The following is a 21,158-nucleotide window of genomic DNA, read 5'->3' as shown; positions in this document are numbered from 1 at the left end:
CGTCGTCTGCGGAACCGGGGGCGGGACGAGGAGCCGCACGAAGGGAAGGCACCGTGAACGCAGAACCTCTCGACACGAAGACGATCACGGCACTCGTGACGGACGCCGTCGCCGCTCCCTCGCTGCACAACGCCCAGCCCTGGGTGTTCCGTTGCACGCGGGACACGGGCGTCCTCCGGCTCTACGCCGACCTGGAGCGCGCCCTCCCGCACACGGATCCGGAGAACCGGGGCCTGTACATGGGCTGCGGCGCCGCGTTGTTCAATCTGCGCGTGGCCGCCGCTGCGGCCGGTCTGACGCCGAGGGTCCTGCTGCTACCCGATCCCGCCTCCGCGGAGCTCCTCGCCGAGGTGCACCTGTCCGGCACCGGACCGTCCGGCGACACGCTCGCGCGGCTGGCCCCCTCGATCCGGCGTCGGCACTCCAGCCGCTTCCCCTTCCGCGACGAGGAGGTCCCTGTCGCCACGAGAGAACGGCTGTCCGAGGCGGCCCGCCTCGAAGGCGCGGAACTGTTCTTCCCCGACCCCTGGCATGTCCGGTCGATTCTCGACCTGATCCGGGACGCCGAGGACTCGGAGGCACTCGACCCGCAAGTGCACGCGGAGACGGTTCGCTGGACGCGTACGGAGTCGTCGGCCGTCACCGCGGCGGCGGACGGCATCCCCGGAGAGGCGTTCGGCCCGCGGCAGCGCGGCACGTCGGTCCCCGTACGTGATTTCGCCGTCGGCCGTCCGATGCCCGGGCGCGGCAGAGCGGCCTTCGAGGAGAATCCGAACATCGCTCTGCTCGGGACGGCCCGCGACGAACCCGTGGACTGGGTGCGCGCAGGCCAGGCGCTGGAGCGGGTTCTGCTCCAGGCCACCACGGACGGACTGGTCGCCTCCGTCACGTCCCAGCCGCTGGAGTGGCAGGACATCCGGTGGGCCGTCCGCGATCCGGTCTCCGCCATGGCGAACGTCCAGATGGTGATCCGGCTCGGCTACGGCCCCGAGGGCGAGGAGAGCCCGCGGCGGCCGGTGGCAGACGTGCTCGACTTCCTCTGACGCCTTCACCCGCCTCACACATCAGCGAGGAGCAGTCCCATGAAGACCTCGGAGGTGATGACCGCTCCTCCGGTGTGCGTGACACCTGACGCCACCTTGGCCGAGGTGGCCGGGCAGATGGCCGAGCACGCCGTCGGATCGGTTCTCGTGGTGCGGGACGGAGCACTGCACGGCATAGTCACCGACCGCGATCTCGCCGTGCGCGGCATGGGCGGAGGCCTGGCCCCGGGCACACGGGTGGACGCGGTCATGTCGCCGCCCGCCGTCACGGTCGACGCCGACGACGACCTCCAGGCGGCCTACCGGACGTTCCGTCGGACAGGTGTCCGTCGACTGCCGGTCCTGGACGCGAGCCGGGTGGTGGGTGTGCTGACGGTCGACGACCTGCTTCTCGACGTCTTCCGACGACTCACCGACCTGCTCGGCCCGGTCGCCTGGAACGTCCTGCAGGAAGCACCGGCGCCGATCCCCCGGGCCGACGGTGGCGGACCGGTCCCGTCCTAGGACACGGCATCCCGGACGGTCACGCCCTGCGCCCGGGCCCCGAAGAGCCGGAACACGGTCCTACGTGCCCCGTCCCCCCTGTGCGCCCCTCTCCCCCGCCGACAGCGGAACGTGCCGACAGACCAGTGCGCCACCGCTGCGGGAAGCACTCAACTCCAGCGACCCGCCGAGTTGTCCGGCCCGCCCCGCCATGTTGCGCAGTCCGCTGCGGCGGCCGCCCGGCGAAATCCCCGTCCCGTCGTCCGAGACCTTCAGACGCACCTCCCGGCCGTCGGTGGTCAGCTCCACGTCGGCCCGTCGGCATGCGCGTGCCGGGCGACATCGGACAGTGCCTCGACGAGCACGGCCACGACATGGCCGGCGGTCTCGCGCGGCACGTCGGTGGCCCGCAGCCCGCCGCCGGTCGCGTCCCCGTCGCGGACGCGGAGCCCGAAGATGGCCGATCTGATGATCTTGATGGTCTCGTCGAGGTCGTCCACGACCCTCAGCACTCGCTCGGAAGCCTCCGGGCAGGTGATGAACCGGCCCGCGCTCTGGAGCGTCGTCCCCGTGGCGAACAGTCGCTGGATGGCCAGGTCGCGCAGATCGCGGGCGATCCGGTCACGATCCTTCAGCACCGCGATCTGCTCGGCGTCCTGCCACCGCTCGGCGAGTTCCAAGGCGATCGCGGCCTGCGCGGCGAATCCCCGCAACATCGGGGTCTCCCGGTCGGAGAAGACCGGTCCGCCGGTCCCGCGGGCCAGGAGCACCACTCCTCTCACGTCGGTCGCACCGGTACCGATGGGGACGGCCACCGCCGGACCGAGCCCTTCGAAGCGTGGTGGTTCCTTGCCGAAGACCTGGTCCCGCACGCGGATCGGGACGCCGACGAAGCTGTGCGTCTCCGGGTGACCGGCCGGAAAGCCGCAGGAGGCGGGATGCCGGAGAGCTCGTGCAGGCGCAGGGGTTCCGGACGGCGGATCAGCTCGCCCAGCGGGCCGTGCACACGGTCGGGCGTGCCCCGGGTGGCACTGAGACGGGCCTGAAGCTCATCCAGGAGATCGCCGAGCTTCAGGTGCGACAGCACTTCGCGGAACTCGCTCGAGGTCTGCGCCATGCTGCCTCCGACCTCTCGGTACATCCCGGTCGGCGCGCGCCGGTGCCGCACGGAGGGGACCGTTCCAACGGTGGTCCTCCTCGGCCGGGCCGGTGAGCCGAACGGCGCTCGGGCCGTGCCCGCACCGCCAGGGCTGAAAGCCGAAAGGGAGGGCTGAACGGCCCCTGCCGTCAGCCTGCCGGCAGGGGCCACCGTGGGAGTGACACCCCGTACCGCACGAGCGGACAAGGAAGAAGGCGGTGGAGACAATGACACTCCCCCTCGTCGTGGGCGTCGACGGATCGGACGGCAGTCTCCTGGCCGTCGACTGGGCGGTGGACCTGGCCACCCGCAACCGGCTTCCGCTGCGCCTGGTCCACGCGTCCTTGTGGGAGCGGTACGAGGGGGCGTTTCCGACACTGAGCCGGGAGCGCTCCTCCGAGCGGGTGCTGGCGGAGCACATCGTCGGTTCGGCGGCGGAACGGGTTCGCCGGCACGCCCCCCGTCTGAGCGTCTCCACGGAGACCGTGCCGGCCGAGGCCGTTTCCGCGCTCCTGGACGAGGCTCGGAACGCCACCACCCTGATCACCGGTTCACGGGGCCGCGGGGAGCTGAAGGGCACGCTGCTCGGTTCCGTGGGGCTGGCGGTGGCGGCCCGCGCCCACTGCCCGGTCATCGTGGTCAGGGGCGACAAGGCGGCTCTGGCCGGATCCCACGAGCGCATCCTGCTCGGCGTCGGCGACCCCGACACATGCCGGGAGGCGGTCGGGTTCGCGTTCCGGGAAGCCGCGGCCCGCGGGTGCGAGCTGGATGTCGTCCGGGCCTGGCGGTGTCCGGTCCGGGAAGCGGCCGACGACACGGCACTGGCGGAGGATCCGGAGCATCAGCACGAGAAACAGGCCGTTGCCCTCATCCAGACCCTCGTCGCCGACGCGTCCGCCGCCCATCCGGACGTGCGGTTGCGTCGGACGACCGTCGAGGGAGCGGCCCGCAAGGTGCTGGTCCACCGCTCGGCCGCCGCCGACCTGGTGGTCCTCGGAGCGCGTCGCAGATCCGGTCGCTTCGGGCTCCAACTGGGCCGTGTGAGCCACACCCTGCTGCACCACGCCGCATGTCCGGTGGCGGTCGTACCGGACAGGACCTGATCCCTCCGCGGGATGCCGCCACGATCTCGCGGGACTCGTCCGTTTCCCCGGCGCACCGCGGAACGACGCCTTCGGCCCACGGCTCCGAGAACCCGGCACGTCCAGAACGCCCTCCCCGTCCCCGCCGCTACGAACTGCTCGCCGCGGCCGAGGACTTCGCCGCGTCGGCCGTCGGCCGGGCCGACGCGGACCCGCTGTCCCGCCTGCGTCGCCGGACAGGGCCTCCGCCGGGCCCCGGGACCGCGGCCTGCCGGACGCGTCAGCCCTCGTCGCCTCCGTGCGAGGCCGTCTCGGAATAGCCGTCGTGCCACGCCGCCTTAGCCCCCGAGTCACCGATGCGGTACACGTCCACTACGGCTCCTGCGGCCACCACGAGCGACAGCACCACGGCCGCGGCCCTCACGGGGGTGGCGGGTCGGGGCGTGGCGTCCGCGGCCCCGGACGCCGCGGTGCGGCCGACCTTCCACCAGAGGACGACCGCCAGGACGAACAGGCCCCCGGCCCAGGGAAGAAGGCCGTCCCCGAGTTCGGCGTGGCGGCGCACCAGCGCGTTGTCGGCGACGTGTCCCTCCAGCCATTCGCCCGCGTTCGAGGTGAGCGGCACGCTCACGAGCGTGACCAGGGCGAGCAGCGGCAGCACGACGCCCAGGCGCCTGGCCGCTTCGGGCCATATCGCGCAGACCACGAGGGCGAGTGCGGTCAGGGGAACGAGAACGACCACGAAATGCACCAGCAGTACGTGCGCGGGCAGGCCGTTGACCAGGCTCATCAACAACTCCTTCGGGGGGACGGGTACTCACGGTGTCGATCAGGCGCGCCAGACTGGCACAGGAATCTCTCAGGTCCCTCTGAACTCCACGTCGCGGGGAACCGCGCATCCGGGCACCGGGCGGACCCGGCCTTCAGCGGAGGGCGGCCACCGGAAGGGCAGGGGCAGGGTGCCGAGTGCCGTCAGGACGGCCCGGCCGGCGGCGTCGAGCGGGGCCGGTGCCGCCAGGGCCTCCCGGGGCAGGGAAGTGGACCGTCCGGCCCATGCGGCCGCCGCCTGGGCCGACGGACAGTGAAGAGGGGACCCGCACGGCACGAGGAGGTGGGATCCATGAGGCACCGGACGGTACGCGACCTCATGACCACGTCGGTCATCAGGGTGCGCCAGGACACCGGTTTCAAGGAGATCGCCAAGCTGCTCGCCGAGTACGGCGTCACCGCCGTACCGGTCGTGGACGACGCCGAACGCGTCGTGGGCGTGGTCTCCGAGGCGGATCTGCTGCGCAAGGAAGCCGCCCAGCTCGATCCGGCCGGCCTGTTGCCCGTCCTGCACTCCCGCCCCGCCGACCGCACGAAGGCGGAGGCAACGACCGCCGAGGGGCTGATGAACAGCCCGGCCGTGACGGCCGAGCCCCGGTGGACGGCGGTCGAGGCCGCGCAGGTCATGGAGTTCCACCACGTCAAACGGCTGCCGGTGGTCGACGAGGTCGGCAGGCTGGTCGGCCTGGTCAGCCGGGCGGACCTGTTGCGTGTCTTCCTTCGTGGCGACAGCGCCATCCGGGAGGAGATAGCCGGTGAGGTGCTCGTGCACACCCTCGGCGTCGCTCCCGGCGCGGTCACCGTGCACGTCGTCGACGGGCGGGTGTCGCTGAAGGGCACCGTCGAACGCAAGTCGCTCGTCCCGGTCGTCGTGCGCCTGTGCCAAGGCGTGGACGGGGTGGTCGGCGTCTCCGCTGAATTGCACCACCGTCTGGACGACACCCCCGTGGCTCCGGGGGCCGGAACGTCGCGCCGGGCCGGACCGGCCACGTGAGCGGCTCCGGAGCCGACACCCCGGACGCGGTCGCAGTCGTACCCGGCCGACCCGTCCGGGTCGTCACACGAACCAGGTGGACCCGTCGGACCGGCGGCGACCGGTCGAGACGACAACGAATCGAGGTGTTGGGACATGACCGGCACTCCGCACATCGTCAGCGATGTGATGACCCAGACGGTCGTGGCCGTGGGACGGGACGCTCCGTTCAAGGAGATCGTACGGACCCTGGAGCAGTGGAAGGTCAGTGCCATGCCCGTGCTGGAGGGCGAGGGACGCGTCGTCGGTGTCGTGTCCGAGGCCGACCTGCTGCCCAAGGAGGAGTTCCGGGACGAGGAACAGAGCCTCTCCCGGCAGCAGGAGCGCCTGGCCGACGCCGCCAAGGCCGGTGCGACCAGGGCCGCGGAACTCATGAGCACCCCGGCGGTCACGGTCCACGCGGACGCCACCCTCGCGCAGGCGGCCCGGATCATGGCCGTCCGCCACGTCAAACGGCTGCCCGTGGTCGACGACATCGGCATGCTCCAGGGCATCGTCAGCCGCGCCGACCTGCTCAAGGTCTTCCTGCGGCCCGACCAGGAGATAGAGGAGGAGGTCCGGCGCACAGTGGTGTCGTACCTCTTCCCGGGCTTCAGCCACGCCATCCACGTGAACGTGTGCGAGGGGGTCGTCACCCTGCGCGGTCACGTCCACGACACCTCGCTCGTCTCCGTGGCGGTGCGCCTCGTACACGCGGTCGAGGGCGTCGTGGACGTCGTACCGCGGCTCACCGGCGAGTCGACGGAGGCCGCGCCATGACGGACACGGCACCGGACACATCGGCCGCGCGACAACCACGACCCGCGGTCGAACACCGGCTCGATGTCACCCATGTGGGCGGGGACGCGTACGAGGTGGACATCCGAGGGCACCGGCTCCTGGTGGACCAGCCCGTGGACGCGGGCGGAACGGACATCGCGCCGACCCCGGTCGAACTGTTCGCCGCATCACTGGCCACCTGCGTCGCCTTCTACGCGGGCCGCTACCTCCAGCGGCACGGACTGTCCCGGGAGGGACTGCGGGTCCGCTCGGAGTTCACCATGGCGACGGACCGGCCCGCCCGTGTCGATTCCGTGCGCGTGGTCGTCGTTCCACCTCCGGAGCTGCCGGCTCAGCGGTATGCCGCCATGCTCGCCGTCGCCTCGCACTGCACGGTCCACAACACACTTCACGATCCTCCCGGGATCCGCATCGAGGTGGGGAGCTGAGACGGCCCGGCCCGGTCGCCGACCACTCCGGGCAGAGGGGCCGAACGCCCCGGCGGATGCGGGCTCTTCGGCTCACAGCAGGCGAGTGGCCGGGGACCGACACTGACAGTGGCGCGCCGGAACCACGGGCGGGCAGCCCACGTCCGGCGGCCACGAGGAAGCGGGTGACCGTGATGTTCTGGTACGGACATGATCCAAACGGGTGGGGCTGGTTCACCATGTCGGTCGGCATGATCCTCTTCTGGACCGTGCTGATCGTCTTCGCCGTCCTGCTGTTCCGGGCCGTGTCCCGGCCGACGGACGGCGGGGCGGGCGCCGGGCACACAGGGCCCGGCGCCGCTCCGGAGCGGCTCCTCGCGGAACGCTTCGCCCGCGGGGAGATCGACGAGGAGGAGTACCGAAGCCGCCTGGCCGTTCTGCGTTCCGGCGACGGCGGGAGTTCCGGGAAGGCCTGACCCGGCGGCCCGTCGTCGCCTGCGACGACGGGCCCGGGGAGGGTCACACGACCGGCAGGTCGGGGCGGACGAGCGTGCCCGACGTGCCGTGGACCATCTCGTACGCCGCGTCCAGGGCACCGATGGCGGCCAGTCCCCCGGTGCGTTCCACGAACCGGGCCGCCGCCTCGGTCTTGGGTCCCATCGAACCCTCGGGAAAGCTTCGCCCGCGCAGGTCGGCGGGGGTGGCGCCCAGGACGGGCCGCTGGCCGGGAGTCCCGAAGTCGGCGTAGACGCAGGGCACGTCGGTGAGGATGAGCAGGAAGTCGGCTTTCAGTTCCTCCGCGAGCAGGGCCGCCGTGAGGTCCTTGTCGACGACGGCCTCCACCCCGGTGAGCGCTCCGGTGTCCGGGTCGGCGGTCACGGGGACGCCCCCGCCGCCCGCGCAGACGACGAGCGCGCCACCGGCGAGCAGCTCGTGGACGGTCTCGGTCTCCAGGATCCGTTCGGGTGCCGGGGAGGGGACGACGCGGCGCCAGCCGGTGGTGTCGGCGGCGATGTGCCAGCCGCGCTTGCGGGCGAGCGCCGACGCGATGTCGTACGGGTACACCTGGCCGACGAACTTCGTGGGGTGCTCGAAGGCGGGGTCGTCGGACCGGACCAGGGTGTGGGTGACCAACGCGATCGTCCGGTGTCCGGGCAGGGCGTCGTGCAGGCTGCGGACCAGCAGGGAGCCGATCAGTCCCTGGGTCTGCGCGCCGAGCAGGCCGAGCGGGTAGGGGGCGCTCAGGACCGGGTCGGCGGCGCTCTCCGCGGCGAGCAGGCCGATCTGGGGGCCGTTGCCGTGCGTGACGACGATCTCGTGGTCGTGGGCGAGGGCCGCGATCGCGTTGGTGACGCGGTCGACGTTCGACTCCTGGACGGCCGCGTCGGGGCGTTCGCCGCGGTGCAGCAGGGCGTTGCCGCCCAGAGCGATGACGATGCGCATGACTCGGTCCTCCAGGGTGACGGCCAGGACGGCCTTGACGGTGTGCAGTTGGTTCCCCGCCCGGTGGTCCACGCCGACGGAGGCGGGTGAGGAGCAGCCCCCACCATTCTTGGCGGCGGCGGAGGTCGTGGTCGGTGGCCGAACTTCCCCGTCCGGGACCGTTGGTCCCGGCCGCCGCCGACCGAACGGCCCCTGTCGCGGGGCCGGCCGGGCGGCTCCGGGAGCGGCCGTATTTCGTGCGACCTGGACGGACCACGCGCCTTACGATCACTCGATCCACTGCCGGAAGGACAGAAAGGACAGAAATGATCAAGGACATCGAGGGCGGTACGACAGCAGCCGTGCAGCTCGCGGGCGGAGCGCCGCTCGAGAGCGCGCTCGATGTCACCGACCCCGGCGACTGGCTCGCGCTGGACGCGGCGGTGCGTGAAGTGCCCTGGTCCCGAACGTCGTCGAGGCCGCAGGGCTGCCCTCCGGTCCCGCTGCCCGCCGATCTGGACCGGTTCGACGAGTCCCGGCTCGCACTCGCCCTCTGCCACCGCGACGGGCGGATCCGCCAGGAAGCGGTGGGCCGCTCGGCCCGGTACCCCGGACTGCTGCCGCTCGTCGTGATCCGCTGCGCCGACTGGGTCGGCCCGGTGCGCGAGTACGCCCGGCAGGTGCTGCGCGAGGGCCTGGACGCGGACTCCGCGGTGGGCGTCGCGTCGCTGGTCCTGCGTGTCGGGCGCCGCGAGCGTGGCGCCTTCGGCACCGAGGTGCTCGGCCGGACCCTGCGCGGGGCGTCCCGGGAGCACTTCGCTGTTCTCTTCGCCGACCCGGACCGGGTCGTACGGCGGTTCGCGTACCGGCTGGCGATCGACGAAGGGGTGCTGCGTCCCGCCGAGTTGGCCCGAGCGGCCGCCGGGGACACGGACAGCGTCGTCCAGGACCTGTGTGCCACGGCGGCGCTCTCGGCCCTGGGCGACGAGGAAGAAGCGTACGAGGAGGTGCTGCCCGCCCTGCTGTCCGCGCGCAATCCGCGTATCCGCTCGGCCGGCGTCACCGGGCTGCGACGGGCGGGGCAGCCGCAGCGTGCGGAGCCGTTCCTCACCGACCGATCCGCGCTCGTACGTGCCTGCGCCCGGTATGTCGTACGACAGCACGGAGGCGACCCGGCGGACTGGTACCGGCGGCGGTGCACGACGGCGGACGCCCCGGGACCGCCGCCGGGTGCGGTCATCGGGCTGGCCGAGTGCGGCGACCGCGCGGACGCCGGTCTGCTCCGGCCGCTGCTCACCCACCCGGATGCCCGGGTGCGGGCGCGGTCGGTGGCCGGACTGCGGACCCTGGACCACGTGGATCCGCGGTACGTACGACCGCTCCTCGACGACCCCTCCCCCGGTGTCGTCCGTGAGGCGGTCACCGCCCTGTTGCCCGGGGCGAAGGACCTGCCCTCCGACTGGCTCGCGGAGCGCGCCGGCTCCGAGCGGCCACGGCACGTGCGCCTCGGCGCGTTCCGGCTGCTCGACGCGAGCGGTGGCGTCGTGGCGCTGCGAGCGGCGGTCGGCCTGCTGCAGGACCAGGACGTGAAGCTGCGCACCTGGGCCGGGCAGTCCGTGCAGCGCTGGCATCCGTCGCCCGACGCTCGCGGTCAGGACGCCGAGGAAACAGGAGAGTTGCTCGACCGGAGCCGACACCTCTTCAGCGACTACGTACTGCGTCGACGCAAGCGGGAGGCGGGGCTGAGCGGCTGAGCGCAGCTCGATCGGCACGGCCCGTCGGCGACGCCCGACTCCCCCTCCTCGACCGGAGCGGTCGAGGAGGGTGCGGGCGGGGTTCGGGGGAAGTCGGCGGCGGCCACCGCGGGCGACCGCACGTATCCCCCGAGGTCGCCTCGGTGCCGCAGCCCGCGATCATGACGAGGCGGCTCCCGGCCGCGAAAGGACCACGTGCCGGCACGACGATGGCGTGGTCCACCAGCGTGGTCGCGCCGGACCCCGACTCGCCGTGCCCGGCGCCGTCTTCCGCACGTACGACGACAGTCGACTCGCCCGGGCGAACAGTGCGTATGACTTCCCGTCAGTCGCGGACCGCGTGCCGGACGACAGGCCTTGGCCGATAGTCGTCGGGTCCTCCCGCGTCCGCGGGCCCGGGCTCCCTCTATTTCCTATCGATTTACTAGGAAAGCATTGACCGGACGTCCGGTGGCTGCGCAGGATGATGTACATGCCCCCCACGCAGCAGCGACTGGTTCGCCGCCGGCACGTCGACTTCGGTCGTGTCGCCAGCGCCGTCTGTTGTAGCGCGTAGGGCGCCCGGCACCCACGTCGTGCGTGTGCCGCCCCTTTCCCTCCCGTCCCCACGCGACCAGGCGAATCCGCCTCCGCCCCGGGCCGGGCAGAGCCAGCAGCGCCGGATCGGCGCCGTACGGCGCGTGAGCCACGCGCGCGTGCCCGACCGGCAAGAGACTCCCGACCCGGCACCTTGCCGCCGACCTTGAGGAAACCAACATCATGGGCGTTGCCACCGCGCCGTCCGGAGCCGGCTCCGGAGCCGACCTGACCGCACCCGGAACGACCGGACCCGACCCGGCCGTACTCGACCGCGCGCACTGGCTGCGCGCGGCCCGCGAGACGGCGGAAGACCTGGCCACGGACGCGGTCACCAGGGAGCAGGCGGGCAAGGCCCCCTTCGACGAGGTGGCCCGGCTGCGCGAGGCGGGACTGCTGACGCTCCTGGTACCGGCCGACTCCGGAGGAGGCGGCGCGGACTGGACGACGGCCTACGCCGTCGTCCGGGAGATCTCCGCCGCCGACGGCGCGATCGGTCAACTGCTCGGCTGTCACTACTTCTTGTCGTGGAGCGCGCTGTCCTTCGCCGACTCCGCCCGCGCCACCGAAGCCGTGCAGCGCTCCACGAGGAAGCCCCTCCTCTGGGGTGGCGGTCTCGCCCGCCAGGAGCCGCCGCTGAGACTGACCAGGAAGGCCGGGGGCTACGTCCTGGAAGGCCGGCAGAGCTACGCCACGGGGGTCCTGGTCGCCGACCGCCTCGCCGTACGGGGCGAGCGGACCGACACCGGCGAGCCCTTCGCCGTCGTCGTCGACACCGCCCGTCCCGGGGTGCGGATCGACGGCGACTCCGACGTCTTCGGCCAGCGGCTCGCGGCCGGCGGCAGTGTCGACTTCGACGCCGTACCGGTCGCCGCCGGCAGCGTGCTCGGGTCCCTGTCCGCGGACGAGGAGGTCCTGTCGCCCCTGACCGCCTTCACCTCGCCGGTCGGACGCCTCCTCTCCGTCCAGATCCTTCTCGGCATCGCCGAGGGGGTGCTCACCGAAGTGCGCGAGTACAGCAGGGCGGGCCAATCGCTCTGGCATCCCGCCTGGCCGGTCGGCTCGCCCTCGGACCCGCGGATCCTGACCCTGCACGGAGAGCTCACCGTCCTCACCCGCTCCGCCTCGGCACTCGCCGAGCAGGCGGTGCGGGCGGTGCACGGCGGACTGGCACGCGGTGAGGACCTGAGCTACGACGAGTGCGCGGAGATCTCCGCCCTCGTGGCCATGGCCGAAGCCGCCGCGTCCAGGGCCGCGCAGGAGTCCACCACACGTGCCCTCGACGTCGTCGGCGCCCGTTCCGCGTCCTCCCGGCTCGGCTTCGACCGGTTCTGGCGCAACGCGCGGACCCACGCCCTGTACGAACCCGTCGGCCACCGGCTCCGTGACGTCGGGGACTACTTCCTCAACGGCGCCCACCCGCCGTTCGTCCTGCCCGCCTGAGCGGGAGAGCGGCGAGAGAGCACGGATACCGGCCCGGGCCGTACGGGATAATGCGCGCATGCGGATTTCAGCCAGGGCGGACTACGCGGTACGTGCCGCGCTGCAACTCGCCGCGTCACGGGACGAGACACCGTTGAAGGCCGAGGCGATCGCCGACGCCCAGGACATTCCGCACAAGTTCCTCGAAGGCATCCTGAACGACATGCGCCGGGGCGGTCTCGTCCTCAGCCAGCGCGGCGGCAACGGGGGCTACCGCCTGGCCAGGCCCGCCGGGTCCATCACCATCGCCGACGTCATACGCGCCGTGGACGGACCGCTCGTCTCGGTGCGCGGCGTCCGCCCCCCGGACCTCTCCTACACCGGTCCGGCCCAGTCGCTGCTCCCCCTGTGGATCGCGTTGCGGTCCAACGTGCGCGAGATCCTCGAGGGAGTCTCGCTCGCCGACGTGGCGTCCGCCCGACTGCCTCCCGACGTCCACGCCCTGACCGACGCTCCGGGAGCCTGGGCCAATCCCTGACCCCACGGACCCGCACTGCCCGCGACAACGGCACGGCCGAACGGGCAGCGCGGTCAGGAAGGTCACCGAGAGGGAGTTTCTCGCGTCGAAATAGGGCAACTCGCGCATTACGCGGCCGAGTGGACCAGTACCACCGAGCGAAAGCGAGGCCTCGTGATGATGGCGAAGACTCCGCAGCATGCGCGGCACAAGAGCGGCACAGGCGAATCCCGACAAGAAAACGGACTACGCCGGACTCCGTCGATCAACGAAGAATCGCAGCAGCCGAATCCCAGCCCCCATCGGTCCTTCCATCCGGACAAGTACGCGCCCGAGGCCGACAGGCCACGTGGCAAGACCACCAAGGAGGAGAAGGAGGCGTCGGGGTCCGGCACACCCTTGGGCAGCATGAGCGGCCGGGGCGAGGACCAGGCCGAGCGCTCGTCGTCCAGAGGCATGCACGACACCGGCCGTCGAGGTAGGTCCAGGCGCCCCAGCGGGGCGAAGGATCCGTCCGCTTTCACCGGCATCGATCCCGACGATTCCCCCACCGGCGACGGAAGTCGCTGACCCGACCGCACCATCCTGGTCCACCGCCCGGCCGCTGCTCTCCGACCGTACCCGCCGCCATGAGGAGGCGGGTACGGCCATGAGCGGGCGGGTACGGCGCCGACGCGTGCCGCGGTGCGCGTTCCGGCCGGGAAGGCGGTCATGCCCCGCGCCTCGGTCACGGCGGGGAAGGCGGGCAGGAAGATCCCGGACAGCGACAGGCGCAGCCGCAGCCGCAGCCGCAGCCGCAGCGGACTCCGGGCCGTACTCGGTCCGGTTCCGGTTCCCGAGACGCGACCGCCCGTCGGACCGGGACCGCCATGCGTGGCCGAACGGTTCAAGCCGACCTGGCGGACGGCGGAACGGCCGGAGTTTTCCGGGTGGTACTCAGGGCACCCGGGCTCCGCTGATCATTCGTCCGCGCGGCCCCGTGAACCCGGAAGGAGACACATGCTCTTCCTCGTCGCCGCTTTCCTGCTCCTCGGAGTGGTGGTGGGTGCCGCGGCGCACCTGCCGCTGCCCGTCACACTGGCCGCGGCCGTGGCCATCGGCTGCTGGCTGCTCGTCTACGGTCTGCGAAAACACCGTCCGGACGGTGACGCGGCGCAAAGGCGCGCCCCCTCCCGGAGCGGGGAGGCCCGATGAGCCGCCCCGTGACCGGCACGACGCGGACGACCTCGCGCCGTGACCCGTACGCCCTGGCCGCGGCGTCCTTCGTCCTCGGCCTGGTCGGACTCCTGGTCTTCAACCTGTTCCTGGGGCCGACCGCCGTCGTTCTCGGACTCCTCGCCCTGCACCGTGGCACCACCCACCGTCACCGGGCCTACCTCGGGACACTGCTCGGTGCCGCCGACCTGGTCGTCCTGGCTCTCGTCACCGCGGCGGACAACACGGTGAGCTGGCACTTCTGAGCACCTCGGCCCATGCATCCGGCGCACGGAGGTGTGCCCCGGTGCGCGAAGGTCCCGGCGGCCGGGCGGCGGCCGCGACGGCGTGTCGCCGGACCCGCGCCCCGGGGTGAATGGCACATGTGGCCCCCGTACGCCGGAAACCCCAGGCCGGACGCGTGTCCGCCCCCTCCTCAAGTGGCGCAACATTCCGGCAACACGGCTTTCCCTATTGGATCGATAGGGTTCGACCCGTGCCTCCCACCGACCGTATCCGCGACCACGCCGGCCAGGGCGCGACCACCGTCGCCGCCCACCGCGCGCGGCGTCGGCTGCGCGCCGACCGGGCCCGGCAGCTCGCCGACCTCCTCCGCCGCCAACTCCTCACCGGCGGTTTCCCCACGGACACGTTGCCTCACGAGTCGATCCTCGCCGGTGACTACGGAGCTTCGCGCAACACCGTCCGCGAAGCTCTCGACCTGCTGCGCGCCGAAGGCCTGGTCGACCGCCAGCCGGGCGTCGGCACCGTGGTCGTCGCCCGGAAGTACCCGCACGGCCTCGACCGCCTGATGGGTCTGGCCGAGACCCTCCACGAACACGGCCGGGTCACCAACGAGGTCCGCACCGCCGGTCCCACGCCGGCTCCGGCGCCGGTCGCCGAACGGCTCCACGTCCCGCCCGGCACCGACGTCCTCTACATCGAACGCCTGCGCCGCCTGGGCGGCCTCCCCCTGTCCCTCGACCTCACCTACATCCCCCTCGACATCGGTACCGCCCTGCTCGGCGCCGACCTGGAGAACACCGACGTCTTCCGCCTCCTGGAGACCATCACCGGCCGGCCCCTCGGTCACGCCGAGATCACCCTGGAGGCGGTCACCGCGGACGCCCACTCCGCCGCCGTGCTCGAAGCCCCGCGCGGCACGGCCGTCCTCATGCTGGAACGGCTCACGCACCTCGACGACGGCCGCCCGGTCGACCTGGAGTTCATCCGGTTCCGCGGCGACCGCATCACGATGAGCGGCCTCCTGCGCCGCTCCTGCTGACACCCCCTTCCTCCACCGCACGACCTTCCCGGAGACAGCCATGCCCTTGGCGCCCCAGCGGGCCGACGTGCCCGTGACCATCGACCAGTCGAAGTGCATCGACGGCTGCACGCTCTGTGTGGACATGTGCCCGCTGGACTCCCTCGCCATCGACGACAGCAGCGGCAAGGCCTACATGCACGTCGACGAGTGCTGGTACTGCGGCCCGTGCGCGGCCCGCTGTCCCACCGGAGCCGTCACGGTCAACATGCCCTATCTGCTCCGGTGAAAGGTCCTGAACTCCCATGAAGCACCAAGCGGTTGCCGCGAGCTTCCTGCTGCTCCTCCCGCTGACGGCGTGCGGCGGCACGGCCGCGGCCGGAGGCGACGGCTCCACCGTCACCGTCACGGTCGGCTACCAGTCCAGGACCATCAACACCGTCACCGCGGGCACCCTCCTGCGCTCCCTCGGCCTGTTCGAGAAGGAGCTCGGCGCCCTGCACGACGGCCACACCTACAAGGTCGACTGGCAGGACTACGCGACCGGCGCCCCCATCACCGCCCAGATGACCGCCGGGAAGATCGACATCGGTTCGATGGGCGACTTCCCCCTGCTCATCAACGCGGCCCGGGGCAAGCAGCTCGGCCGCCCCACCCGCCTCGTGTCGGTCACCGGCTACAACCTCCGCGGCGGCCTCAACACCGTCGTCACCGCCCCCGGTTCCAGGATCGGTTCGCTCACGGACCTCAAGGGCAAGAAGGTCTCGACGAGCATCGGCTCCGCCGCCGACGGCACACTCGTACGGGCCCTGCGGCGCGCCGGTGTCGACCCCGACAAGGGCATCGAGAAGCTCAACCAGCAGCCGGCGGTGGGGGCGTCCGCCCTCTCCGCGGGGAGTGTCGACGCGCTGTCCCAGTTCGTCGCCTGGCCGGGCCTGCTCGCCTACCAGGGCAAGGCGAAGGCCCTGTACGACGGGGCCCAGCTCGACCTGCCGACCTTCCACGGCGTCACCGCCCGCGAGGACTTCGCCGAGAAGAGGCCCGCCGTCCTGGAAGCCTTCCTCAAGGCCCAGGCGAAGACCACGGACTATCTCGACGCCCACCCCGTGTCCGCCGCCGAGAAGGTCGCCGAGGCCACCGGACTGCCCGCCGAGGTCGTCTACCTGTACAACGGCGCCCACGGCATCGCCACCTTCGACCCGGCGATCAAGCCGCGGCTCGTCTCCGCCCTGAAGCAGGACGTGTCGATCCTCAGGTCGGCGAAGCTCACCGGCGACGTGGACGTCGACGCCTTCGTCGACGACCGGTACGTCAGGAAGGCCCTCGGACCCGCCTACGCCGAGCACCTCGCCGCGGGTCCCCCACCGGCCGCGAGCGAGGTGTGGACCGAGGGCGCCCGGCAGACCCGTACCTTCGGGTCGCCCGAGGAACTGCTCGGTCACCTCGCCGGGCACAAGGCCGGCATCCGCGCCGCCTACGTGCCCGACGCCACCACCGGCACCCTCTGGTTCGCCGACCGGGCGGTCTGGGTGGCCGACGGCGAGCGGTCGCTCCCCTTCGTCGCACCGGCGACCGCGAAGGCGTACACCGCGGGACACCCCGGCGCCCACGTCATCACCTACGCCGACGCCCTGCGGCGGGCGTCATGACCCGGGACCCGCGAGGGGACGGCCGGTTCGCGCCACGCGGTCCACGGCGGGCCGGCCGGTTCGCGCCGCGGTATCCGCGCCGGTACGGCCGGTTCGCACTGCGCCTCGGCTCGCTGGCGACCGCCCTCGGCGTCTGGCAGCTGCTGACCGGCCTGGACGTCGACCTGTGGCTGCGCTTCTCGCAGTTCCCCACGGTCGCCGACGTGGCACACGCCTTCGCCGAGCGCCTGTCGGGACCCGACTACTGGACGGACCTCACCGAGAGCCTCACCCGCATCCTCACCGGCTTCCTGCTGGCCGCCGTCCTTGGCGTGGCCACGGGCGTGCTCGTGGCCCGCTCCCGCCTCGCCGAGGACCTGCTCGGTCCGCTCGTGGAAGTGGTCCGGCCGATCCCGGCGATCGCGCTCGTCCCCGTGGCGATCCTCCTGCTGCCCTCCGACGAACAGGGCATCGTCTTCATCACCTTCACCGCGGCGTTCTTCCCGGTCCTGGTCTCCACCCGTCACGCCGTCCGGGCGCTGACGCCCGTCTGGGAGGAGGCGGTGCGCACCATGGGCGCCGGCCGCCTGCGCGTCCTCGGCTCGGTCGTCCTGCCGGGTGCGCTGCCCGGCATCTTCGGCGGCCTCTCGGTCGGCCTCGGCGTCTCCTGGATCTGCGTCATCTCCGCCGAGATGATCTCCGGCCAGTACGGCGTCGGCTACCGCACCTGGCAGGACTACACGATCGTCGACTACCCGGGCGTGTTCGTCGGGATGGTCACGATCGGCGTCCTCGGCTGGATCACCTCCACGGCCGTGGAGGTCCTGGGCCGCCGCCTGACCCGCTGGCTGCCCCGTACGTCGTACGTCCCCGGCGCGCGGGCCCCGCGCCGGGCGCGCGGCCCCCTCACCGCCGTACCGGCGGCGTCCGCGACGGAGCAGGAGGTGCCCCATGACCAGCTCGTCTGACGTCCGTCCGGTGTCGCGCACAGGGGCGGGACTCGCCCTGCGCGACGCCGTCCTCGGCCACCCGGACGCTCCCGTGCTGCACGGGGTGGACCTGGACGTGGCCCCCGGCGAGATCCTCACCCTCGTCGGCCCCTCCGGCTGCGGCAAGTCGACGCTGCTGCGCACCCTCGCCGGACTGCTGCCTCCCCTCGCCGGAGCGGCCACCCAGGACACGCGCCCGCTGACGGGCCCCTGTGCCGACCGCGCCCTGGTCTTCCAGGAGGATGCCCTGCTGCCCTGGCGCACCCTGCGCGCCAATGTCGAACTCCCCCTCGCCATCCAGGGGTTGCCCCGCGCCGAACGCCGCGCCCAGGCCGAGTCCTGGCTCGCCCGGGTCGGACTCGCCGGACAGGCACGGCAGTTGCCGCACCGGGTCTCCGGCGGCCAGCGCCAGCGCGCGCAGTTGGCCCGCGCCCTGGCACCGGCCCCGCGCGCCGTCCTCATGGACGAGCCGTTCGGGGCGCTCGACGCCCAGACCCGCGCCGGCATGCAGGACCTGCTGGTGGAGGTGTTGCGGGGCACCGGCGCGACCGTCGTGTTCGTGACCCACGACGTCGACGAGGCCCTGTTCCTCGGCGACCGGGTGGCGCTGCTCGGCTCCGGCGCTCTCGCCGCGCTGCACCAGGTGCCGCGCCCGCGCGACCGTACGGCGCACGACGATCCGGCGCGCGTGGCCCTGCGCCGCGAAGTCCTCTCCTCGCTCGGTACCTGAAAGGCATGTCCGGTGACCACTCCCGTGAACACCCCGCCCGTCGTTCCCGCCCTCGCCGACGCCGAGGAACTCGCGTGCGACGTCCTCGTGATCGGCGGCGGCACCGCCGGCACGATGGCGGCGCTGACGGCCGCCGAGCACGGCGCGCGGGTGATCCTGCTGGAGAAGGCCCACGTCCGGCACTCCGGCGCACTCGCCATGGGCATGGACGGCGTCAACAACGCGGTCGTCCCCGGCCGCGCCGAGCCCGACGACTACGTGGCCGAGATCACCAGGGCCAACGACGGCATCGTCGACCAGTCCACCGTCCGCCAGACCGCCACCCGGGGTTTCGCCATGGTGCGGCGCCTGGAGTCGTACGGGGTGAAGTTCGAGAAGGACGAGCACGGCGAGTACGCGGTCCGCCAGGTGCACCGCTCGGGCTCCTACGTGCTGCCCATGCCGGAGGGCAAGGACGTCAAGAAGGTCCTGTACCGGCAGCTGCGACGGCGTGAGATGCGCGAACGGATCCGGATCGAGAACCGGGTCATGCCGGTGCGCGTCCTGACGGCCCACGGGCGGGCCGTGGGCGCGGCCGGGTTCAACACCCGCACCGGGCGGTTCGTGACGGTCCGCGCCGGTGCCGTGATCCTGGCGACCGGCGCCTGCGGCCGACTCGGCCTGCCCGCCTCCGGCTATCTGTACGGCACGTACGAGAACCCGACCAACGCGGGCGACGGCTACGCGATGGCGTACCACGCGGGCGCCGAGCTCACCGGTATCGAGTGCTTCCAGATCAATCCGCTGATCAAGGACTACAACGGTCCGGCCTGCGCCTACGTGGCGAACCCCTTCGGCGGCTACCAGGTCAACCGGCACGGGGAGCGGTTCGTCGACTCCGACTACTGGTCCGGGCAGATGATGGCCGAGTTCGCCGCCGAGGTGGCCTCCGACCGCGGTCCGGTGTACCTGAAGCTGAGCCACCTCCCGGAGGAGTCGGTCGCGGCCCTGGAGTCGATCCTGCACTCGACCGAGCGCCCGACCCGGGGCACGTTCCACTCCGGCCGCGGCCACGACTACCGCACGCACGACATCGAGATGCACATCTCCGAGATCGGTCTGTGCGGCGGCCACTCGGCCTCGGGGGTGCGGGTGGACGACCACGCCCGAACGACCGTCCCGCGCCTGTACGCGGCCGGTGACCTGGCCTGCGTACCGCACAACTACATGATCGGCGCCTTCGTGTTCGGCGACCTGGCGGGCGCGGACGCGGCCCGGTACACGGCGTACGAGGGCGAACTGCCGCCGGACCAGCTGCGCGAGGCGCACGAGCTGGTCTACCGCCCCTACCGCAACCCGGACGGCCCGCCGCAGCCCCAGGTCGAGTACAAGCTGCGCCGCTTCGTGAACGACTACGTGGCCCCGCCGAAGTCCGGCGCCCGGCTGTCCCTCGCCCTGGAGGCGTTCGAGCGGATGCGCGCCGACGTCGCCGCGATGGGCGCCCGCACCCCGCACGAACTGATGCGCTGCGCCGAGGTCACCTTCATCCGCGACTGCGCGGAGATGGCCGCGCGGGCGTCCCTGGCCCGTACGGAGTCGCGCTGGGGCCTCTACCACGACCGTCTCGACCACCCGGAGCGCGACGACACGTCCTGGTTCCACCATCTGGACCTGTACAAGTCGCCTTCCGGCACGATGGAGTTCACGGCCCGCCCCGTGGCTCCCTATCTCGTCCCGGTGGAGGGGTTCACCCCGGCCGGGGGCCCCTCCCGCCCCCTCGGGGAGGTCCACGCGCAGCAGGTGGCGACGGCGGGAGCCCGGGAAGCCGCGCCGGTGGCGCTGTCGCCCCGGCCCGCCCCGGCCGTCCGTCCCGGTGCCGCGGCCGCCGCTCCCGCCACTCCGCGCCTGCTCCAGCTCCTCGCGCTCGCGGAGGAGGAGCCCGAACTCGTGGCTGTCGTCCCCTACTTGGCCGACCCCGATCCCGTCGTCCGCCGGACGGCCGTCACCGTCCTGACGGAGACCGTGCCACCCGGTGCCGGACCCGCCCTCGCCGGGGCACTCGCCGACGCCGACCCCTCGGTGCGCGAGGCCGCGGCCGGCTCGTTGCGCGAACTCGTCGAAACCCTCCCGGCCGAGCAGGCCCTGCGCGACGGCCTCACCGCGGGGCTGTCCGGGAACGACCCCGTCGTACGGGCCGCGGCACTGGACGTCCTGCGCGCCCTGCGCCTCGGTGACGCCGACCTGTTCGGGGACTCCCTGTCGGACTCCAGCATCGCCGTGCGCATCGAGGCCGTGCGGGCACTCGTGTCCGTCGACGCCACCGCCGAGGTGGCCCGCGCGGCCTCGGACCCGTCCCGCGAGGTCCGGGTGACGATCGCCAGGTCGCTGGGCACCACCGCCGCGCGGCCCGGCGACGCGGGGCGGGCGGACTCCCGGCCGGGCACGGCCCGCGCGACCCTGGCCGTACTCGTCGACGATCCGGACGCGCTGGTGCGCGCGGCCGCCTACGAGGCACTGGGCGCCACCGGCTGCCCGGCGCCGCTGGCCGCCCGGGCGGTGGCCGCCCTGGCCGACCCCGCCTGGCAGGTCCGGGCGGGCTCCGCGACCGCCCTGGCGGCCGCGGACCCGGGCCCGGCCGTGCCCGCCCTCGCCAAGGCCCTGGCCGACCCGAACGCCGACGTGCGCAAGGCCGCCGTGCTGGCGCTGGCCCGGCACCGGGGCGGCGAGGAGGCCCGCGCGGCCCTGGCCCTGGCGACCACGGACCCGGACGCCGACGTACGGGCCTACGCGGCGCGAGCCCTGTGACGGCACCCCGATTCGAACGATGCCCCCTTGTCCCGGATCGCACGAATTGAGCCGTTCGTGTGACGATGGCTGGAGGGGGCAGCG

At 72.7% G+C, this 21,158-nt stretch carries 20 protein-coding genes and 1 pseudogene; 18 read left to right on the top strand and 3 right to left on the bottom strand.

The features are described from left to right. The first annotated feature begins 53 nt into the window (after positions 1-53). Together CW362_RS07105 and CW362_RS07100 are read left to right on the top strand one after the other, a co-directional pair. Positions 54-1,043 carry an Acg family FMN-binding oxidoreductase gene (locus tag CW362_RS07105; RefSeq protein WP_103548500.1) on the top strand — a complete coding sequence of 330 codons (990 nt, stop codon included), beginning with the start codon at positions 54-56 and terminating at the stop codon, positions 1,041-1,043. A 39-nt stretch (positions 1,044-1,082) separates the two neighbouring features. Further along, the gene (locus tag CW362_RS07100; RefSeq protein WP_103548499.1) at positions 1,083-1,547 is read left to right on the top strand and encodes a CBS domain-containing protein; all 465 of its coding nucleotides are present in this window, start codon (positions 1,083-1,085) and stop codon (positions 1,545-1,547) included. Between the two features lie 60 nt (positions 1,548-1,607). Here the strand turns inward: CW362_RS07100 and CW362_RS07095 are convergent. Next, positions 1,608-2,449: pseudogene (locus CW362_RS07095) on the bottom strand (sensor histidine kinase); the annotation flags it as partial. Positions 2,450-2,891: 442 nt separating this feature from the next. Between CW362_RS07095 and CW362_RS07090 the strand changes: the two are divergent. Beyond that, positions 2,892-3,767, top strand: a complete 876-nt coding sequence (locus CW362_RS07090) for a universal stress protein (protein WP_206300884.1) — start codon at positions 2,892-2,894, stop codon at positions 3,765-3,767. 259 nt (positions 3,768-4,026) lie between these two features. Here the strand turns inward: CW362_RS07090 and CW362_RS07085 are convergent, their stop codons facing one another. After that, positions 4,027-4,536: a DUF2231 domain-containing protein gene (locus CW362_RS07085; RefSeq protein WP_103548497.1), complete on the bottom strand. Its 510-nt coding sequence runs from the start codon at positions 4,534-4,536 to the stop codon at positions 4,027-4,029. A gap of 330 nt (positions 4,537-4,866) precedes the next feature. Here CW362_RS07085 and CW362_RS07080 point away from each other — a divergent pair, with 330 nt between their 5' ends. The 4 genes from CW362_RS07080 to CW362_RS07065 all read left to right on the top strand — a co-directional run bounded on the left by CW362_RS07080 (position 4,867) and on the right by CW362_RS07065 (position 7,270). After that, positions 4,867-5,568: a CBS domain-containing protein gene (locus CW362_RS07080; protein WP_103548496.1), complete on the top strand. Its 702-nt coding sequence runs from the start codon at positions 4,867-4,869 to the stop codon at positions 5,566-5,568. 135 nt (positions 5,569-5,703) lie between these two features. Beyond that, positions 5,704-6,366, top strand: a complete 663-nt coding sequence (locus CW362_RS07075; RefSeq protein ID WP_103548495.1) for a CBS domain-containing protein — start codon at positions 5,704-5,706, stop codon at positions 6,364-6,366. Then, entirely contained in the window at positions 6,363-6,815 is a 453-nt protein-coding gene (locus CW362_RS07070) for an OsmC family protein (protein ID WP_103548494.1), read from the top strand. Before CW362_RS07075 ends, CW362_RS07070 begins: the two co-directional genes overlap by 4 nt. 173 nt (positions 6,816-6,988) lie before the next feature. Continuing rightward, positions 6,989-7,270 carry an SHOCT domain-containing protein gene (locus tag CW362_RS07065; protein ID WP_103548528.1) on the top strand — a complete coding sequence of 94 codons (282 nt, stop codon included), beginning with the start codon at positions 6,989-6,991 and terminating at the stop codon, positions 7,268-7,270. A 43-nt stretch (positions 7,271-7,313) separates the two neighbouring features. On the opposite strand, the gene CW362_RS07060 is transcribed toward CW362_RS07065, so the two are convergent. Beyond that, positions 7,314-8,237, bottom strand: coding sequence for a carbamate kinase (locus CW362_RS07060; protein WP_103548527.1), 924 nt, complete (start codon positions 8,235-8,237; stop codon positions 7,314-7,316). Between the two features lie 305 nt (positions 8,238-8,542). On the opposite strand from CW362_RS07060, the gene CW362_RS07055 reads away from it, so the two are divergent. From CW362_RS07055 to CW362_RS07000, 11 genes are all read left to right on the top strand, one after another. Next, the gene (locus CW362_RS07055) at positions 8,543-9,970 is read left to right on the top strand and encodes a hypothetical protein (protein ID WP_206300882.1); all 1,428 of its coding nucleotides are present in this window, start codon (positions 8,543-8,545) and stop codon (positions 9,968-9,970) included. Positions 9,971-10,729: 759 nt separating this feature from the next. Beyond that, the gene (locus CW362_RS07050; protein ID WP_103548493.1) at positions 10,730-11,989 is read left to right on the top strand and encodes an acyl-CoA dehydrogenase family protein; all 1,260 of its coding nucleotides are present in this window, start codon (positions 10,730-10,732) and stop codon (positions 11,987-11,989) included. A 58-nt stretch (positions 11,990-12,047) separates the two neighbouring features. Continuing rightward, entirely contained in the window at positions 12,048-12,506 is a 459-nt protein-coding gene (locus CW362_RS07045; protein WP_103548492.1) for an RrF2 family transcriptional regulator, read from the top strand. A 978-nt stretch (positions 12,507-13,484) separates the two neighbouring features. Next, complete coding sequence (locus tag CW362_RS07035) at positions 13,485-13,679, top strand: hypothetical protein (RefSeq protein ID WP_103548491.1); 195 nt, start codon at positions 13,485-13,487, stop codon at positions 13,677-13,679. Continuing rightward, entirely contained in the window at positions 13,676-13,945 is a 270-nt protein-coding gene (locus CW362_RS07030; protein ID WP_103548490.1) for a DUF4190 domain-containing protein, read from the top strand. The genes CW362_RS07035 and CW362_RS07030 overlap by 4 nt, the downstream gene beginning before the upstream one ends. Before the next feature lie 230 nt (positions 13,946-14,175). Further along, complete coding sequence (locus tag CW362_RS07025) at positions 14,176-14,964, top strand: GntR family transcriptional regulator (RefSeq protein ID WP_103548489.1); 789 nt, start codon at positions 14,176-14,178, stop codon at positions 14,962-14,964. Between the two features lie 40 nt (positions 14,965-15,004). Next, complete coding sequence (locus CW362_RS07020; RefSeq protein WP_037623574.1) at positions 15,005-15,232, top strand: 4Fe-4S dicluster domain-containing protein; 228 nt, start codon at positions 15,005-15,007, stop codon at positions 15,230-15,232. 16 nt (positions 15,233-15,248) lie between these two features. After that, positions 15,249-16,592, top strand: coding sequence for an ABC transporter substrate-binding protein (locus tag CW362_RS07015; protein ID WP_103548488.1), 1,344 nt, complete (start codon positions 15,249-15,251; stop codon positions 16,590-16,592). Further along, entirely contained in the window at positions 16,589-17,539 is a 951-nt protein-coding gene (locus tag CW362_RS07010) for an ABC transporter permease (RefSeq protein WP_103548487.1), read from the top strand. The genes CW362_RS07015 and CW362_RS07010 overlap by 4 nt, the downstream gene beginning before the upstream one ends. Then, positions 17,523-18,290, top strand: a complete 768-nt coding sequence (locus CW362_RS07005) for an ABC transporter ATP-binding protein (RefSeq protein WP_103548486.1) — start codon at positions 17,523-17,525, stop codon at positions 18,288-18,290. Before CW362_RS07010 ends, CW362_RS07005 begins: the two co-directional genes overlap by 17 nt. Before the next feature lie 12 nt (positions 18,291-18,302). Beyond that, positions 18,303-21,074, top strand: a complete 2,772-nt coding sequence (locus CW362_RS07000) for a fumarate reductase/succinate dehydrogenase flavoprotein subunit (RefSeq protein WP_103548485.1) — start codon at positions 18,303-18,305, stop codon at positions 21,072-21,074. Positions 21,075-21,158 lie beyond the last annotated feature (84 nt).

The organism is Streptomyces populi (assembly GCF_002911015.1).
GTDB lineage: Bacteria > Actinomycetota > Actinomycetes > Streptomycetales > Streptomycetaceae > Streptomyces > Streptomyces populi.
The sequence above is the reverse complement of the archived record's forward strand: the minus strand, read 5'-3'. Positions and strand labels throughout refer to the sequence as shown.

Coding starts and splice junctions, on each gene's coding strand:
- CW362_RS07015 (WP_103548488.1), top strand. CDS start 15,249: ATGAAGCACCAAGCGGTTGCCGCGAGCTTCCTGCTGCTCCTCCCGCTG.
- CW362_RS07045 (WP_103548492.1), top strand. CDS start 12,048: ATGCGGATTTCAGCCAGGGCGGACTACGCGGTACGTGCCGCGCTGCAA.
- CW362_RS07100 (WP_103548499.1), top strand. CDS start 1,083: ATGAAGACCTCGGAGGTGATGACCGCTCCTCCGGTGTGCGTGACACCT.
- CW362_RS07070 (WP_103548494.1), top strand. CDS start 6,363: ATGACGGACACGGCACCGGACACATCGGCCGCGCGACAACCACGACCC.
- CW362_RS07005 (WP_103548486.1), top strand. CDS start 17,523: ATGACCAGCTCGTCTGACGTCCGTCCGGTGTCGCGCACAGGGGCGGGA.
- CW362_RS07020 (WP_037623574.1), top strand. CDS start 15,005: ATGCCCTTGGCGCCCCAGCGGGCCGACGTGCCCGTGACCATCGACCAG.
- CW362_RS07035 (WP_103548491.1), top strand. CDS start 13,485: ATGCTCTTCCTCGTCGCCGCTTTCCTGCTCCTCGGAGTGGTGGTGGGT.
- CW362_RS07050 (WP_103548493.1), top strand. CDS start 10,730: ATGGGCGTTGCCACCGCGCCGTCCGGAGCCGGCTCCGGAGCCGACCTG.
- CW362_RS07030 (WP_103548490.1), top strand. CDS start 13,676: ATGAGCCGCCCCGTGACCGGCACGACGCGGACGACCTCGCGCCGTGAC.
- CW362_RS07090 (WP_206300884.1), top strand. CDS start 2,892: ATGACACTCCCCCTCGTCGTGGGCGTCGACGGATCGGACGGCAGTCTC.
- CW362_RS07065 (WP_103548528.1), top strand. CDS start 6,989: ATGTTCTGGTACGGACATGATCCAAACGGGTGGGGCTGGTTCACCATG.
- CW362_RS07060 (WP_103548527.1), bottom strand. CDS start 8,237: ATGCGCATCGTCATCGCTCTGGGCGGCAACGCCCTGCTGCACCGCGGC.
- CW362_RS07080 (WP_103548496.1), top strand. CDS start 4,867: ATGAGGCACCGGACGGTACGCGACCTCATGACCACGTCGGTCATCAGG.
- CW362_RS07055 (WP_206300882.1), top strand. CDS start 8,543: ATGATCAAGGACATCGAGGGCGGTACGACAGCAGCCGTGCAGCTCGCG.
- CW362_RS07085 (WP_103548497.1), bottom strand. CDS start 4,536: ATGAGCCTGGTCAACGGCCTGCCCGCGCACGTACTGCTGGTGCATTTC.
- CW362_RS07010 (WP_103548487.1), top strand. CDS start 16,589: ATGACCCGGGACCCGCGAGGGGACGGCCGGTTCGCGCCACGCGGTCCA.
- CW362_RS07075 (WP_103548495.1), top strand. CDS start 5,704: ATGACCGGCACTCCGCACATCGTCAGCGATGTGATGACCCAGACGGTC.